The organism is Paenibacillus sp. ALE3 (assembly GCF_054113405.1).
In genome coordinates this window covers 450,701-466,809 of record NZ_CM134214.1, presented here as the reverse complement: position 1 = coordinate 466,809, position 16,109 = coordinate 450,701, and the positions used below count along the sequence as shown (strand labels likewise).

Genomic DNA, 16,109 nt, shown 5'->3' with positions numbered 1-16,109 from the left:
TTGTTATGATTTAACAGCTCCCAGTGTCATACCGCCTACAAAATACTTTTGTAGGAATGGGTATACGAGCAAAATAGGAAGCGTGACGGTAATCGTGATTGCCATTTTAATCGACTCTGGCGAAATTTGAGCCATTTGCTTAGCCATATCGTTGCTATTCGCCATATTGGCGCCGCCTTGCTGCGTACTTTGCAGTATCTTCATCAGCTCAAATTGCAGCGTTGTCCATTGTGCGGCGGTTCCGTTGTACAAGTACGTATCAAACCATGCGTTCCATTGATTTACCGCTAAAAAAAGGGCAATTGTCGCTAGCACAGGCTTGCACAGCGGTAAAATAATCCTCCAATATATTGTAAAGTCATTGGCTCCATCCAGCTTGGCAGACTCTTGTAGCGCATACGGCAAACCATCCATAAAGGAACGAATGACAAAAACATTAAACGCGCTGATCAGCCCCGGAAAAATATACACCCAGAACGAACCCAGCAAATGCAAATCACGCATCAAAATAAACACAGGCACCATCCCGCCGGAAAAATACATCGTTAACGCCAGAAATGTGGATATGAACTTGCGCGCGCGGAAATCGACCCGACTCAGCGTAAATGCAAGCATAGAAGCACAGATGAGTCCCAGCAGCGTTCCAACCACTGTACGTAAAATGGATACCTGCAGACCCCGAAGCAGGCCATCGTATTGGAAAATCGTTTTGTAATTTTCGAGTGTAAACTGGCGCGGCCATATATAAATACCGCCACGCACCGTATCCGTCGAATTGTTCAGGGAAATTGCCAGTACGTTCAGAAACGGGTACAGCGTCAACACCACGATCAGAGCCATGAGGATATAGTTGAACAAGTCAAACAGCTTTTCTGACCGTGTAGCGTTAAATGCCTTATTCGTCATTTCGCTTCTCCCTCCCTACATGATGCTTTCTTTGGTCAGTTTTTTGAATATACCGTTCGCTGTAAACAACAATAGAATGCTAACCATTGAGTTGAAAATGCCTATTGCCGTCCCGTAAGAGAAGCGGCCCAAATTAATCCCGTAATTCAGTGCATACAAATCCAGCACTTCCGAATAATCCGTTACGAGACTGTTGCCAAGTAAGAACTGCTTTTCAAAACCATTGCTGACCAGATGCCCGATCGCCATAATAAACAGAATGGCGATAGTCGAGCGGATACCCGGCAGTGTAATATGCCACATCTGTCTCCAGCGGCTGGCCCCATCCACACGCGAAGCTTCATACTGTTCCTGGTCAATTCCTGTGATGGCGGCTAAATAAATAATCGTATTCCAACCCGTCTCTTTCCATATGTCGGAAGCGGTTACAATGTACCAAAACCAACTCCCCTTGGCCATGAACTGAATCGGTTCATCCACAATATGAAGCGCTACCAATATATCGTTAACAATTCCTCCGTCAATGGACAGCATTTTCGTCACCAATCCGGCCACAACTACCCATGATACAAAATGCGGGAGGTAGGATACTGTCTGCACAACTCGCTTGAACAGCATACCACGCAACTCATTTAGCAGAATTGCAAAAAAGATCGGTACAACAAAACCAAAAACAATACCCATCAGGCTCATCGCCAGCGTATTGCGTAATACCAGATAAAAACGTTCATCCTGAAAAAGCTCAATAAAGTTATTCAACCCTACCCACTTTTGATCCCAAAACGATTTGGCTGGTTTATAATTTTGAAACGCCATTGTCCAGCCCCATAGTGGAAAATAACTGAAAACAAACACCCATATGACGAAAGGAATGGACATAAAGTAAAGATACTTTTGCTGTTTCACGCTGTTCCACAGGCCTTTTTCACCGCGTTCGGGCTTCGATCCGCGAGCCTTACGCGGTCTTCCCCGATTGGATTCAGGAATCGCAGTATCAGCTCTGGAAGCGGTTTCAGTTGAAGATCCCATAACAAGCTCCTCCTCATCTCTAGATACTATTATCATACTTTGCTGGCTCAGAAGCGGGTACCCGACGAATTAGGAGAAAAATCAGTTCAAAATTAGATATATGGGGAGTGGATTAAGATTTACATTGAAGCCACTACGCATGCGGATGGTGCTTCCCATCGCTGTTGTCCCCGGATTTCTTGGATAAGCAGACAAAGGTTGAAATCCGAGGACAAAGGCGACCGCTATCGCTTGTACAGCACCATTCCGCCTGCTCCGTTCTCATGTAAATTCCCTGAGAGAAGAAAAAACAAAAGATCAGCTAATGTAAGCTGATCAGAGGTAAAGGATAGGGCATATTGCACCACAGCTGGATGATGATATATATACACATACTGTCCCAATTCACCTAGTTAAAAGAAAAAAAGCTTTCTGGCATCAATGTGCCAGAAAGCTTTTTTTGATTTATTTTACTGTGATCGTCCCGTAGTACATGTACATGCCACAATTATACTCATATATGCCCGGTTTCAAGTCCTGGACGGTAAAATAATTATTTTCGTGATCCAGGTAAACGTCCATTCCGATCTTCAACGACTGTACTTCATCAATGCAAGTAAAAGACGTCATTTTCTTGAAATTGATCTTGGTTGGAACGCCGGCTTTCACTTCAATATTTTTAGGATAGAAACCATCCCCTTTTACACCCACTGTCACAATCTCGTATTTGGCTTCATCTGGCTCCTCCTGAGCTTGTTTAGGTTGAACGGCCGGAAACGACGACACGCTCCCCTGAAAATAAAACAAGACAAACCCGCCCATGATCAGGGCTACAAAACCAATCAGCATCAAATGCCAATGTTTAGAGATGAGTGTTTTCATTTCTATCAGCCCCCTCCAGTTGAATGTCTACATGACATGTGACGCATCAACTCTAACCAGTATATAAAAGTTAATCGAAATTTTAAATACCTTGTTTCAAAGCTTCTAGCAGATGAATCATATTATCCGACACGGTGATCATCACTAATTTTCCAGACCTGGATGATCCAGCTTATACAGATTACGGTACCGGGCATGATCGCGCCAAAGCTCATCATGACTGCCTCGCATGGAGATGGTGCCTTGTTCCATAAAGATCACCTCGTCCATATGCTTCATCCCCGTGAGATGATGAGTGATCCAGATCAATGTTTTGCCTTTCAGTACGCGAAACATCGTCTGCATAAGTTCATGCTCCGTCAGTGGATCAAGCCCCACTGTCGGCTCATCCAGCAAAACAATCGGATGGTTTTGCAGCAAAATCCGCGCCAGTGCAATGCGCTGTCTTTCTCCACCAGAAAAGCGAAGACCCGTCTCCTGCATTCTAGTATCGTAACCCTCCGGTAAAGAATCGATCAGAATTCCAAGCCCTACCTGCTCCGTTACTGCACGAACCTCATCGAGCGTGGCGTCAGGTCGCCCTAAACGAATATTGTTCGCTACCGTCGTATCAAACAAATACGGTTGCTGGTTTAGCACCGCAAACAGACTGGAGTATGCTCCACCTGTAAATACGGGGACGCCTGCGACAGTGACGCTCCCTTCATCAGGTTGCAATGCTCCCTGAATCAGATTCAGCAGCGTAGACTTGCCCGCACCACTGCGGCCAAGCAATGCAACCTTCCCCCCCTGGGGTACGTGTAGGGAGATATTACGCACACTCCATTCCTGCGTTGCCGCATAGCGGAAGCTTACGTTGTTCAGCAGTAGGTCTCCCCCGTGGCTTAATCGCTGAGCGGTAGCCTGTTCTTCTTTAGTATCTGCTGCATCGTCTGCTGCTGGTTGTCCTGCATCTGATCGTGCTGCAAGTGCAGATGTACCTTTCTCGGAATCCTTTAGCCGTCGAAGTGAATCCTGATACTCCGGCGCATGAACCACCGCTTCTCCAGCGCGAACGAAGGCATCCAGCAACGGAAAAGTTACTAAGGCAAAGGATGCCAGCCATGTGGCTTCAATGCGATTCTGTGCTACCAGTCCTCCGGCCCACACAGTCATAATTACAATTCCGCCGCCTACAAGGCATTGTGCGATCCAATGAGAACGCCACTCGTTCCGACGAAGTGAATTTTCCACCATGGCAGCCCTCTTGTGACGTTGTGTAAAGGTGTTAAGGAAATGCCCAGTCCGTCCACTCAGCACCAGATCACTCATGCCGAACAAAGCATCCGTCAGTTCCTGATAGGCTTTACTCCGTTCCTGCTTGAACGTAAGCCGTTTGGCGAGTGAGGTCCCAAGTGAGATAGCCGGGGCGATGAACAGCAAAAATCCCCCATATAGCGCCATCAGCAAGGCAAATGTTCCGTCCATCCAGCCAAGCGCCAAGATGCCTGCTGCATAAATCAGCAAAGCCGATAACGCAGGCAGAACCAGCTTCAGATAGATATTTTGAAGCTGCTCAATATCCTCCGCCAGCAATCCCAATAGGTCCCCTGTACGAAATTTGCTGCGAATCATCAGCGCCTGCGGTTCCACTGCCCGATACAAGCGTACCCGCATACGAGACACAAGGCGCAGCGCAGCATCATGGCCTACCAAGCGTTCCAGATACTGAATGACGGCTTTACTAAAACCAAACGTTCGCACAAGCACAATGGGCACATACACCATTAATATATTCTCAGGCTTTAAGGCCGAACGAGTAATCAGATGGCCGGACGTAAAGAGCAGCGCGCCTGCACACCCAATGGACAGCGCTCCCAAAAGAGCTGCTGCCAGAAAGGCCCAAAAATAGTGTTTCAGATAAGGCAAAAACCAGCCTTGGCTACTATTGTCCGTTGCTCTCATATCGTCCGTCCCCTCCTTCCGACATTCCCGTCAGCAATCGGTAATATTCTCCCTTTTGGGCAACTAGTTGCTGATGGGAACCTACCTCTTCCAGACGACCTTGATTCATCATCCAGACACAATCCATATCCGGCATCCAATGCAGCCGATGGGTGGCGAGAAACATTCTTTTGTGTTTCAATACGGACAAAATGGTCTGTTTTAACTCCCATTCTGTCTCAATATCCAAATGTGCCGTAGGCTCATCCAATAAAATGATCGGACGGTTACTAAGCAAAGCCCGCGCCAAGGCAACCCGTTGCGCCTGCCCTCCACTCAATGTCCGACCTGCTTCCCCAATAGGCTCATTCAATCCACCCGGAAGGCCATTCACCAGTTCACGCAGTCCAACCGCGTCAATCGCCCACTCTACCTGCTGGTTGGATGCTTCCGGTTCATAAAAGCGAATATTATCTGCCAAAGTAGCGCTAAACAGGTAAGGATGCTGTGGAATATAGGCAATATGCCGTTGCCATTCAGCTTTGGTATCCACAGATAATCGGCATCCATTAAGGATCAGCTCACCTGAAGTGGGGTCAGAAAAGCCGCCAAGCAGACTAAGCAATGTCGTTTTGCCTGCACCGCTCGCTCCGACGATGCCAATCATGTTCATGTGCGGTTCAACACTTGCAGACACATGTTCAAGCCGGGCGGAGCCGTCTTCATTAAGAAAACACACATCGGACAGCTTGAGGATGTTCTGCCCCGTGATGTCTAATCCTTTATCATTAGCTGTCTTCGGCTCTATCGTTTCATCCTCTGCAACGAGAATGGAGCGTATCGCTCCCCAAGCCTCCTTACCGTCCAATGAGGCGTGATAGTCTGATCCCAACTGGCGTATAGGCATAAAATATTCCGGTGCCAGAATAAGCACCGCAAGCGCTGCCTCCAGTCCCACCGAACCACTAATCAGACGCAGCCCCAAGCCTACTGCTACAAAAGCGACCGACAGCATACTGAAAAAATCGAGGGCAAATGAAGAAAGAAACGCTACCCGCAGCGTACGCAACGTTGCCGTACGGTATTGGTCGCTGACCTTCCCTACGGTTTCCCCATGCGCCCGACTGCGTCCCAAAAACCTTAGTGTCTGTAGGCCACGCAACGAATCCGTGAAATGATGTGATAATAGACGATAGGAACGCCACTGCTTGTCTGCCTGTTTTCGCGCCGCCAAGCCGAGTAAAATAAAGAAGCCCACCAGAATCGGCATCGTAGTCGTCAAAATCACACCTGAAATCATATCTAATGTGAAAACATACACAAGCACTAGTAAGGTTACAGCCATCATGTCTATCATACGAGGAATGGATATTTCCAAATAATTGCGAAACCGATCCACACCATCCAGCGCTAGCGTCACCAACTTGCCGCTTCCTTCCTGCGCGGCAAAACCCGGACCTCGCTCGAACAAACGCGCAAGCAGACGCTCCCGTAAGGAAGCGCCTGCTGCTTCGGCGAAACGACCGGCTGTCCGGCGTTGCAGCCAGATCATCGTATGCCTCACTGCAAAAGCCGCGAAAAACAACGCCAGCGATGGCCAAGCCATTACCAGCGGATTTTTATTAAACAAAACCGTTACAGCCTTTGCCAAAAAGATGGCTTGTGCAATTACCGCTGCTCCCTGGAGCAGGGAAAGGGCGGCCAGCAGCAGCATTACTGGCCGAATGCCCTTTAATTCAAACCAGGCTTTATCCATTAGTATTCCAGATGATCCTTCTCACTGAGACGCTTATGGAAAACAAAATAGCTCCACGCCTGATAAGCCAACACAAAGGGTAAAAGCGTTGCTGCAACAATCGTCATGGCTTTCAGTGTGTAATGACTGGAGCTTGCATTATATATCGTCAAATCAAAAGCACTATTGATCGAGCTCACCATAAATCTTGGGAACAAGCCAACGAATAACGAAACGAAGCTTAGCAAAATGATGACACCTGTCATCCCGAAAGCCCACCCTTCGCGGCGCTGCCTCAGGAAATACCATGTCAGCACATAGGCGAGAATTCCCACCGCAACCGCAACATACATAAAGGGACCACGACGTGCAAATAAATCCGTTGCAAAATAAGTCCATACCACCATACCAGCAAGTAGAATTCCCAATACCGGAAGAAATTTGGACGCGATCACACGAGCACGATCTCTGACTTCACCAATCGTCCGCAGAGAAATGAACGTCAGCCCGTGCATGAGGCACATTCCGACCACTGTCAGTCCAATCCATACGGTGTATCCATTGAACACATCCAAAAATCCGGCTTTCAAATCCATGTTTTGCTGAATAGGTACACCTTTCACCAAAGCCGCAAAGGCCATACCAAACAACATCGGCGGCAGGAAGCTGCCAATCAGAATGCAAGTATCCCACGTTCCTGTCCACCCTTTTCCTTCGGCCTTGCCACGGAACTCAAAGGAGACTCCTCGCAAGATCAAACCTAGCAAAATAAACACAAATACCAGATAATATCCGCTGAACATCGTTGCATAAAAATGCGGAAAGGCGGCAAACATCGCACCTGCTGCTGTAATCAGCCACACTTCGTTGGCATCCCAGAATGGACCAATCGTATTGATCATCAAACGTTTTTGTTGGTCATTACGCGGCACTAATCCTGTTGCCATCCCCACGCCAAAATCAAAGCCCTCTAGAAAAAAGAAGCCTGTAAACAACACTGCGATCAATAAGAACCATAAATCATTTAACGACAATGCTGTCACCTCCTTGAGCAAATGGATCATGAATGACTGTATGCTGATGCGGCTCAATATCTGGGCCTTTACGAGCGGTGCGAGCAAACAGGAATGCCAGCACACCCGTTAAAATGAGATACAGCGTCGTAAATGCAATCAGGGAGAACAGCACTTCTCCTGCTACAACGGTAGGTGAAACAGAATCTTTCGTTTGAAGCAAGCCAAACACAGTCCACGGCTGACGTCCCATTTCTGTCATGATCCAGCCTGCTGTATTCCCAATGAATGGGAGCGATATCCCCCACAGCATAAGGCGGAAGAACCAACGATGTGAGCCCTCCAATTTTTGTCGAAAACTCAGGTAAGCTCCGTACAGAGCAAGTGCAATCATGGCACATCCTGCCGCAATCATAATGCGGAAGCTCCAGAAGGTCGTACGGACAGGCGGAATATAATCGCCTGGACCGTAGGTCTTTTCATACTGTGCTTGAAGTTCCTTCATACCAGGCACAGAGCCAGAAAACTTGCTATACGACAGAAAGCTCAGTGCAAACGGAACCTTAATCTCAAAGGTATTTTCCTGCTTATCAGGATCAATATTTGCAATAACCGTCCAAGGCGCCGGATCGCCGCTGTCTCCCCACAGAGCTTCACTGGCTGCCATCTTCATGGGCTGTGTTTTGATCAAATATTGAGCCTGTCCATGACCAAACAAAGGAATAGCAATGGCACAGATTAATGCAACAATAATGCTCAATTTAAAAGAAGGTTTAAAAAAGTCCATATTCTTTTTATGCATTAGCTTCCAAGCACTAATACCTGCTACGAGAAAAGCGCCGGTTGCAATGGCAGCAAAAATGGTGTGAGGATACTCCCACAAAAGCTGCTCGTTCGTTAACAAGGCAGCAAAATCCTGCATTTCTGCCCGGCCATTTACAACCCCATATCCTACGGGACGTTGCATGAATGAATTGGCAGCCAAAATCCACAAAGCCGAGAGCATCGTACCGATCGCTACTAGCCACATGCAAATTAAATGGACAGTTTTGGATAATCTTTCCCAGCCGAACACCCATAGACCGATAAAGGTCGATTCCAGGAAAAATGCAAGCAATGCTTCAATGGCTAGCGGCGTACCAAATACATCACCGACAAAACGGGAAAAGTCCGACCAATTCATTCCGAACTGGAACTCCTGCAAAATCCCGGTGACTACCCCTAGCGCAAAGTTAATCAGCAGAAATGTCCCCCAGAATTGAGCCATTTTTTTGTACAAATCCTTTTTCTTGATAACATACATAGTCTCCATAATTGCCACCAACAATGACAATCCAATGGAGATCGGCACATAAACAAAATGAAGAATCGTAGTGGTTGCAAACTGCAACCGTGCCAAATCCAATACGTCCATGATGCTGCTCCTCCCCTGTACTTCCCTTAACAATGATTTAATGTTTGTGATCTGAAGTCTTTTGTATTTGTGATTATATTCACACTCTTACATATGAAACCGTCACTTTCTTAGGAAATGACCCACTCAGCTAACTTGCCATGGTTGCCATAACCGGGCTTCAGATTATCCCCATTATATAGAATAAATTTAAATGAAATAGAATCAAAAATGTGAACATCGTGTCAAAGTTGTGTCATAACGATGGCGTTTTTATGAAAATGCCCTAAAATCCATAATGAATGTGACATTTTCTATTGATCCGTCCTTTTTCAACATATAAAAAAAGCCTCTCTTCATTCGAAGGACATACCTCCGACATCTGCAAGAGAGACTTCATAACGTTAAACCTAGGAAATCGATCAAAAGCCATCTGTTCCTCCGTTTTTTTGGGTCTGATTACGATAGGAGGAAGGTGACATACCGACATATTTTTTAAATTTACTATGAAAATAATCTGCATTCGCATATCCCACGCGGCCCGCCACTTGGTGCACCTTAATCCCCTGTGCAAGCAATTCCCTTGCTCGCTCAATCCTTACCTTATCCAGGTAGGCATTAAAGGCCTCGCCTGTATGACTTTTGAACAGTTTGCCCAAATACCCACTATTGTAATTGAACATATCCGCCAGTAACTCCAGTCGCAAATTTTCATCATAATGACCATGTATAAAGTCAATCATTTGCTTCATGATGATCTCCTTGCCACCCGTATCAGTCTGGCCAATCCACTGCAACACATGCTCGAGCGAGTGATCCACCAGCTCGCCCAATGTTGAATAAGCATATACATTGGTAATCAGGTTAGAGTGCTCCTCCAGCACGGTCCGGCTGTGTTCTTGTCCAGCTGCATACTTGTTCAGTGCCAGTGTGAATGTCTGAGCGAATGCCGCCTTGATTGCAGATTCTGTACGATAAATCTGTGGAAATTGGACTTCCATGTCCTTAATGACACGGGTCGCCGCTTTACCATTAGCCATATCCAGCGCATAGTACAGCTTTTCTGCATAACGCATGGGGTCATCCGAGGCTCTATCAGACGCTTCATCCATTTCAGCATGGACTGTCTCCCATTCACGTAGGTCTCCGGGAAGCATGACTCTTTCTGCCCGGAACAAAAACGTACGCTCCAATAATCGTAACGCTTGTTCAAAAGATCTGGGGATATCGCTAAGAATGTCTACCGGAGCGCCAGCAGCCCCATAGATTTCATTTACCCAAGGCTTTAGTTCCTGTCGCCATGTAGCCAGCAACTGAACAGCATCTTGCTCCGTTTTTAACATGGCGGGAAGCAATAGGCCCGTATATATTCCAGCCTCAAACACAATGCCTCTATCCTGATCACGACACAATTCCGCTAGCCGCTGCTTTGCTGCCAACTGCCGGGCTTGCCGATCCCAGTCAGGTATACGCAAATCCAGCAGAATCACCTGATAGCTACTCCAGTCCAATGCTGGTAACGCTGGCTGTTGTCCATGCTTTCCAGCGTCGCTTTGGTGATCAGCTTGCTTGGATGCACGATGGCTGGGTTCTACAGCATCCCGAGGGTGCTCTGAATGAACCGGAAACAACAGTGCTTCAATCCAATCGCGCTCATGCGAAGATGGACTCCCCCACTTTCCATCTCCCTTTTCATTCTCAATGCTTTGTCGTACTCGTTTCAGCTCTAACGTCATTTCTTCCTCATCAACCGGCTTCAACAGATAACCATCCACCCCGAATCCCATGGCTTGCCTAGCATAATTAAAGTCTGCATATCCGCTTAAAATGAGAAAGTGAAACGGCTCCCCATTCATTTGGCGTATGCTTTGTATAACCTCCAATCCACTCATCCCAGGCATACGAATATCTACAATGACCAGTTCCGGTCGATGCTCTCCGAACTTTTCCAGAGCCTCGCGTCCGTTCTCTGCCGTATCGACGATGCGAAAGCCACAATCCCCCCAGTCAATAATGGAAGACAGTCCTTCACGAATCGCAGGCTCATCATCTACAATCATCGCTTTATACATTCGACGCTTCCTCCCTTGGTATGGAAAAGTATACGGTTGTTCCTACCTGTAATGCGCTTTCAATATGCAGACCATAACGTTCACCATACATCAATGTCAGACGTTGATGAACATTACGCAGACCAATACTGCTCCCTTCCGGCTCCTCCGTACCCGTGATCCGAGCCAACAGACGGGTCAGTTGTTCTTCCTTCATGCCAATTCCATCATCAGCCACTTTAATGTGCAGTTCTCTTTGTTCTATTGTGATATCTACCTTCACGGTAACTGGCTCTTCCTTATTTTCTAGGCCATGAATAACTGCATTTTCCACTAGCGGTTGTATGATTAAGGGAGGAATCGACATGTCCTTCGTGCTTTCTTCCAAATTCACTTCATAGACCAAACGATTCCCAAACCTGAACTGCTGAATTTGCAAATAGGATCGCACCATATCCAGTTCCTGTAATACGGTTGTTTTACCACTGCCAATCTCCAGATTCCTGCGCATCAGCCTGCCAAGCAAACGGACCGTCGTTGCAATCTCCGCTTCCCCATTCAAATGTGCTTTCATTCGAATGGATTCTAACGCGTTAAACAGAAAATGCGGATTAATTTGGCTTGCCATCATTTTTAGCTTGATATCCTTTTGTGCCAATTCAAGCTTGTTGTTATGCTCACTCGTCTCATAGACCTGTGCCATAAGCTGGCGGATACTACTTACCATGTAGTTGAAACGGCGGGATAAATCACCGATCTCGTCCCTTCCCTCCACACTGGATACTACATGAAAATCACCCGCCGCTACCTGACCCAGCTCATAGCTCAACCGCTGGAGCCGTTTGGTAATAAGCCAGGAAATGATGGTAATCAGAATCAGCGCCATGATGAGTACCGCTAGTACACATAATGCACCAATCAGGCTGACCCGGTTCGCCCCCTGCACAATATGTTCCGTTGAAAACACCGAAATAATTGTCAATCCGCTCACACTTGAGGTTGGCAGCAGCTCATCCACAATAATGTTCGAGGGCGTTCCGTTGATTTTTGCTTCATATATCCCCTTACCTGCACGCTGGACATCAAAGCCTAAATGTAAATCGGTCAACGTCTGACCTACCGACTGTGGATGGGTAGCTGCGACCACAATCCCGTTACGATCCGCAATCAATGTTTCAAAGGGCTCCTTGCTTAGCATATGATTCAACTCGGTCTGACTCAGTGCAATCATCAGAACTCCCTTGGAATTGTATTCGGGAAAAGGAATTTGCCGTACCAGGCTGAGGCGATTAACTGGGGTATCCTCCTTATCCTGAATGTAAAACCAGTTAATCGCCGTCCCCTTCAAAGCCTCCTGGAACCATGGCTGACGCTCAATGTTAGAGTCCACAGGAATAAACTCCAGATTGTTGACCAACGTCAGATTGTACGAATAGAACCGGATAGTAGCAACCTCTCTATATTGCTGGGTGTACTCATTAAAATCCTTGTATTGATGGTACGCATTCATGAGCTCCACCATGCCGGGATAACGACGGTTCGCCATCTCCTTTAGTCTTTTATCGAACATCAGCCCATTTGAAATATCTGTTGGCACACGTAGTAAATTTGCTGTCTGGCTCTTAATCTTTTCCACATTATTTACCGTCTGGGCAATCGCACTGTCCAGTGCCTGCTCTCGCAAATAAAAAGTAACGCAGCCGCCCACCACCAGCACTGGGATCATGACAATCAGTACGTAGGAGAAGAGCAGCTTATTCCGCATACGCATATTATTCATCAGATGCCGTACTCCACGATACATGCCATCCCTCCCACGAAATAAGCGCTTACATGTTTTCAGTTTAAAGCTTCACAACATTTATATCCATATTTTCTTGCAAAATAAAAAGGTGGTGAACGGAGTCACCACACTTTACGAATCACGAACTATTTACGTACAAAAGGTTCGATATGCACTCCCTGTGGCAGCTTATGCGGATCTTCCGGGTTGATACGGTCATAGAACATAATGCCATCCAGATGGTCCATTTCATGCTGTACAACAATCGCTGCATAACCCTTAAACGTTAACAACTCCTGAGTCCCGTCCGGCAAATTGGCCTTGATGCGAATCTTCTCGTAACGCGGTACATATCCGGGTATATACCGATCTACAGACAAGCATCCCTCCCCCTGTTCCAAGTAAATCATGGATGTAGAGTGGCTGACCAGCTTCGGATTAAACAGGGCGTATTCTACCGTTTGGTCTCCGTCCTCATAATAAATAGCACACATTCTTTTATTTAACCCAACCTGGTTGGCGGATAGTCCTACACCCGGGCGCAGCTCATAGCGGGTGGCCAGCTCTTCATTTTGGCTATTTTTCAGATAATCCAGCATCCATTGCATCTGTTGAAGATCCTCTTCAGACAGCGGCAGACATACCGGATCAACCTTTTTGCGCAAAATCGGTTCCCCTTCACGCACGATATCCTTCGTGAGAAGCATGTCCATCGATTGATTGCTCATTCGTCAGCCTCGATTCATTTAAATAAATATACGATCATGTGATGTACAGCAAAAGCTGGAGAATTCCGCGCTTTTCTGCAAGTTTTATCCCATAAATTATATCTATTCATGAAATGAATTGTCAAAATAGAGCGAAAATATCCTCTCTTATAGATTAAGTCATTAAAATATTCATTGCGTTAATTGTTTATCTAATTAAATTATACTTATGCTCTTTGTAGTACTGAACCAAAAACCTCCTAAACCAATGAAGTGTTCAGGAGGTCTTTAACTAGCTTTTCTTACGATTAAGACGGCTGCTCTAATGCTTCAGGTGTTTCACTGAACAGCTTTGCCTTCGGATTCGGCTGTGTCCAGGTATTATAATATTGCGAATTCTTGCCGTAAGAATTGTCAATGACAACATGCGGCATATCAAGCAGGCAGGCCAGAATATGACCATGCAGCCGTGAAGTGCGAACCTCGCGGTAAGAGCTGAACAGCGTAACCGCCTTGTTCATAAGATGGTCGGTGTACTTGTACCAGAATGTACGCGTAGGCAACGGGCCGCCGATTTTCTTATTCAGACGGTAAAACTTTTGGAAATAGACGATCCCCTTCACTTCCAGTGGAGTGAATAAAGTATCCCAGTCCAGACGGTGAGAGGCATCAGCCTCGTCATCGAATTTCTTTTGTCCTCCTACCGTTTCAATATCTGTACGCAGGAAGTACAATACGTCCTTCACGGTTTCCGTAGTCGGCTTCAATGGCCACAGCTGGTGCGCCATATCAGGACATAATGTGATGCTGCACTGGTTCAGTTTATCCTTAGCCCACTGATAAGAGCGTGTATCCCGCACAAACATATGTAGATCCGGGTGGGCATTAAACAGAGCCGCCACCTCATTAGCCTTTTGTTCAGACTGGAAGTGGATCGTCTGCGGCATGATTACAATTCGGTGGTTAGGAAAATCACGAACGATGCGTTCCCGCAAATTTTGGTGATTTGCATATAAGTCACCAAAGTTGCCCCCGCCGTGGCACACGATAATCCAGTCGCCCGGAATATGAAGCTGATCGGGAATATCCATGGCGCTATAACGGGCACGGACACGAATGCCATTATCCCTAAAGAACGCTTCGGTGCCTTTCATGATCAGTACGTCTCCACCGTTATTATAGACGGGATAATCGACATAAATAATGTTCGAACCTTGAGGGACTACGTCGAGAATGACGCTCAGCTTATTTTTCAGTTTAGCCATGGGATGCGAATTCGGCATCTTTCAGTTCTCCCTTCCTGCGCTTCTTTTGTATAGTCTGCAAGACAAATGTAATATCACTTTTATCAAAAATGATCCGGGATAGCGGAACATTGAAAAACATGGGGAACGAGAACAGCGAGAACGCCAACCGTACACAAGCACCTACAAGCAAAGCAATAGCAATGCCGTCCAGACCGAAGATCGGTGTACAAATAAAAAACAGACCGACGGTGATCGCATAGGCTACAATTTGCCGGAACAGTACCAGTCCCGGACGACCGAGTGCGTTAAAGGCCGAAGCCAAAATCCATGAGCCACCACCAATGATACATTCCAGTGACAGCAGGTAGAACGTTAGCGACGCTTCCAGAAAAGCGGGACCGTACAGCAATCCCAACATGTATCGTCCAATGAAGAGAGCCGGTACAATGACGATTAGCATCGCAGCCATAGAGATGCGAAAAGCACGACCCACCGTTTCGACAATTTTGCTGTGTTCCATCCCTGTCACCTTCGGGAAGGTTACATTAGTGACGGCATTTTGCACCACATTGAACACACGGGACAAGGCGTAGACAACAGAGTACAGACCGAACGCTTTGGGTGACAGCAGCGCCACAATGACGATTTTGTCCGTTTGTGTGGACAGCGTCCCCATCAACTCCATCCCATACACCCGCGCTCCATAGCTATAATAAGGGCGCAGCACTTGGCGGCTGGTCAACGGACGAAATGCGCGCAAATTCATATGCTTGCGTAAACGGAGGAACGCCCACATGAGCGCAAGGAAACTCGCAGCAAAATTCACTGCCCCCGCCAATTGCACATTGAGTAAGCCCATCAGCCACAGGGTCACTAGACCGATGAAATTCAGTAACGGATAGTAAAACAACAGGCCATTATATACGCTAAATCGATCCAGTCCTTGCGATAATGCCGTCGTGAGTGCTGTAAGCACCGCTAGCGGTACTGCTGCCGCACAATAAATCTGCGACAGTTGGATGATGTCTGCACCATAGCCATTCAGCCACAACGGCATACATATCCAGGCCACCGCTCCCGCCAACAGACTGGCAGGCAACTGAATCCAGAGCGACAACGCCAGCAGTTCTTCCGTCGTGCCTGTTTTCTTCTTGAGGTTATAAATTAACGATGTTGGCAAGCCGAAGCTCAATACACTGCCGATCAGCGTAGGCCAGAACAGAACAGCCGCCAGTTCACCTTTCCCCTCTACTCCGAGCATACGTGCGGTCAGGATGGAAGTCAGGGTCGTGACGATTAGCACAAAAAAATTATTAAAGCTTGTGCGCATGATCGTTTTGGCGAGACTGTCACCCGTGAATACTTTCCTTGCTGCTGTCCATGTGCTCATGTTACGTCCAACTCCTGTTCCTTATTAAGCCTCTCGTCTCTATGCTCACATCGCGTCTTTTGACGCACCTC

The 16,109-nt window shown here is 46.9% G+C and carries 12 protein-coding genes; all 12 read right to left on the bottom strand.

Annotated elements, in window-relative coordinates; translation table 11 throughout:
* Positions 1-3 precede the first annotated feature (3 nt).
* The 12 genes from ACXHJ2_RS02005 to ACXHJ2_RS01950 all read right to left on the bottom strand — a co-directional run bounded on the left by ACXHJ2_RS02005 (position 4) and on the right by ACXHJ2_RS01950 (position 16,038).
* Positions 4-906: a carbohydrate ABC transporter permease gene (locus ACXHJ2_RS02005; RefSeq protein WP_165082559.1), complete on the bottom strand. Its 903-nt coding sequence runs from the start codon at positions 904-906 to the stop codon at positions 4-6.
* 15 nt (positions 907-921) lie between these two features.
* Positions 922-1,935: an ABC transporter permease gene (locus tag ACXHJ2_RS02000; RefSeq protein WP_165082561.1), complete on the bottom strand. Its 1,014-nt coding sequence runs from the start codon at positions 1,933-1,935 to the stop codon at positions 922-924.
* A 444-nt stretch (positions 1,936-2,379) separates the two neighbouring features.
* Positions 2,380-2,796: a cupredoxin domain-containing protein gene (locus ACXHJ2_RS01995; protein ID WP_013373114.1), complete on the bottom strand. Its 417-nt coding sequence runs from the start codon at positions 2,794-2,796 to the stop codon at positions 2,380-2,382.
* 144 nt (positions 2,797-2,940) lie between these two features.
* The gene (gene cydC / locus ACXHJ2_RS01990; protein ID WP_165082563.1) at positions 2,941-4,740 is read right to left on the bottom strand and encodes a thiol reductant ABC exporter subunit CydC; all 1,800 of its coding nucleotides are present in this window, start codon (positions 4,738-4,740) and stop codon (positions 2,941-2,943) included.
* Positions 4,721-6,475 carry a thiol reductant ABC exporter subunit CydD gene (gene cydD / locus ACXHJ2_RS01985; protein ID WP_165082565.1) on the bottom strand — a complete coding sequence of 585 codons (1,755 nt, stop codon included), beginning with the start codon at positions 6,473-6,475 and terminating at the stop codon, positions 4,721-4,723. Before cydD ends, cydC begins: the two co-directional genes overlap by 20 nt.
* Positions 6,475-7,488, bottom strand: coding sequence for a cytochrome d ubiquinol oxidase subunit II (cydB, locus tag ACXHJ2_RS01980; protein WP_025674771.1), 1,014 nt, complete (start codon positions 7,486-7,488; stop codon positions 6,475-6,477). Before cydB ends, cydD begins: the two co-directional genes overlap by 1 nt.
* Positions 7,475-8,881 (bottom strand): cytochrome ubiquinol oxidase subunit I, encoded by a 1,407-nt coding sequence (locus ACXHJ2_RS01975; protein WP_025674770.1) that lies wholly within the window; start codon positions 8,879-8,881, stop codon positions 7,475-7,477. Before ACXHJ2_RS01975 ends, cydB begins: the two co-directional genes overlap by 14 nt.
* Positions 8,882-9,282: 401 nt before the next feature.
* Entirely contained in the window at positions 9,283-10,932 is a 1,650-nt protein-coding gene (locus ACXHJ2_RS01970) for a response regulator transcription factor (RefSeq protein ID WP_165082567.1), read from the bottom strand.
* Positions 10,925-12,715 carry a cache domain-containing sensor histidine kinase gene (locus ACXHJ2_RS01965; RefSeq protein ID WP_165082569.1) on the bottom strand — a complete coding sequence of 597 codons (1,791 nt, stop codon included), beginning with the start codon at positions 12,713-12,715 and terminating at the stop codon, positions 10,925-10,927. The genes ACXHJ2_RS01970 and ACXHJ2_RS01965 overlap by 8 nt, the downstream gene beginning before the upstream one ends.
* Positions 12,716-12,840: 125 nt before the next feature.
* Positions 12,841-13,422, bottom strand: coding sequence for a peptide deformylase (gene def / locus ACXHJ2_RS01960; protein WP_016324730.1), 582 nt, complete (start codon positions 13,420-13,422; stop codon positions 12,841-12,843).
* A gap of 287 nt (positions 13,423-13,709) precedes the next feature.
* On the bottom strand, positions 13,710-14,684 hold the full coding sequence (locus ACXHJ2_RS01955) for a polysaccharide pyruvyl transferase family protein (protein ID WP_165082571.1): 975 nt from the start codon (positions 14,682-14,684) through the stop codon (positions 13,710-13,712).
* Positions 14,659-16,038, bottom strand: coding sequence for a lipopolysaccharide biosynthesis protein (locus tag ACXHJ2_RS01950; RefSeq protein WP_013373123.1), 1,380 nt, complete (start codon positions 16,036-16,038; stop codon positions 14,659-14,661). The genes ACXHJ2_RS01955 and ACXHJ2_RS01950 overlap by 26 nt, the downstream gene beginning before the upstream one ends.
* Positions 16,039-16,109 lie beyond the last annotated feature (71 nt).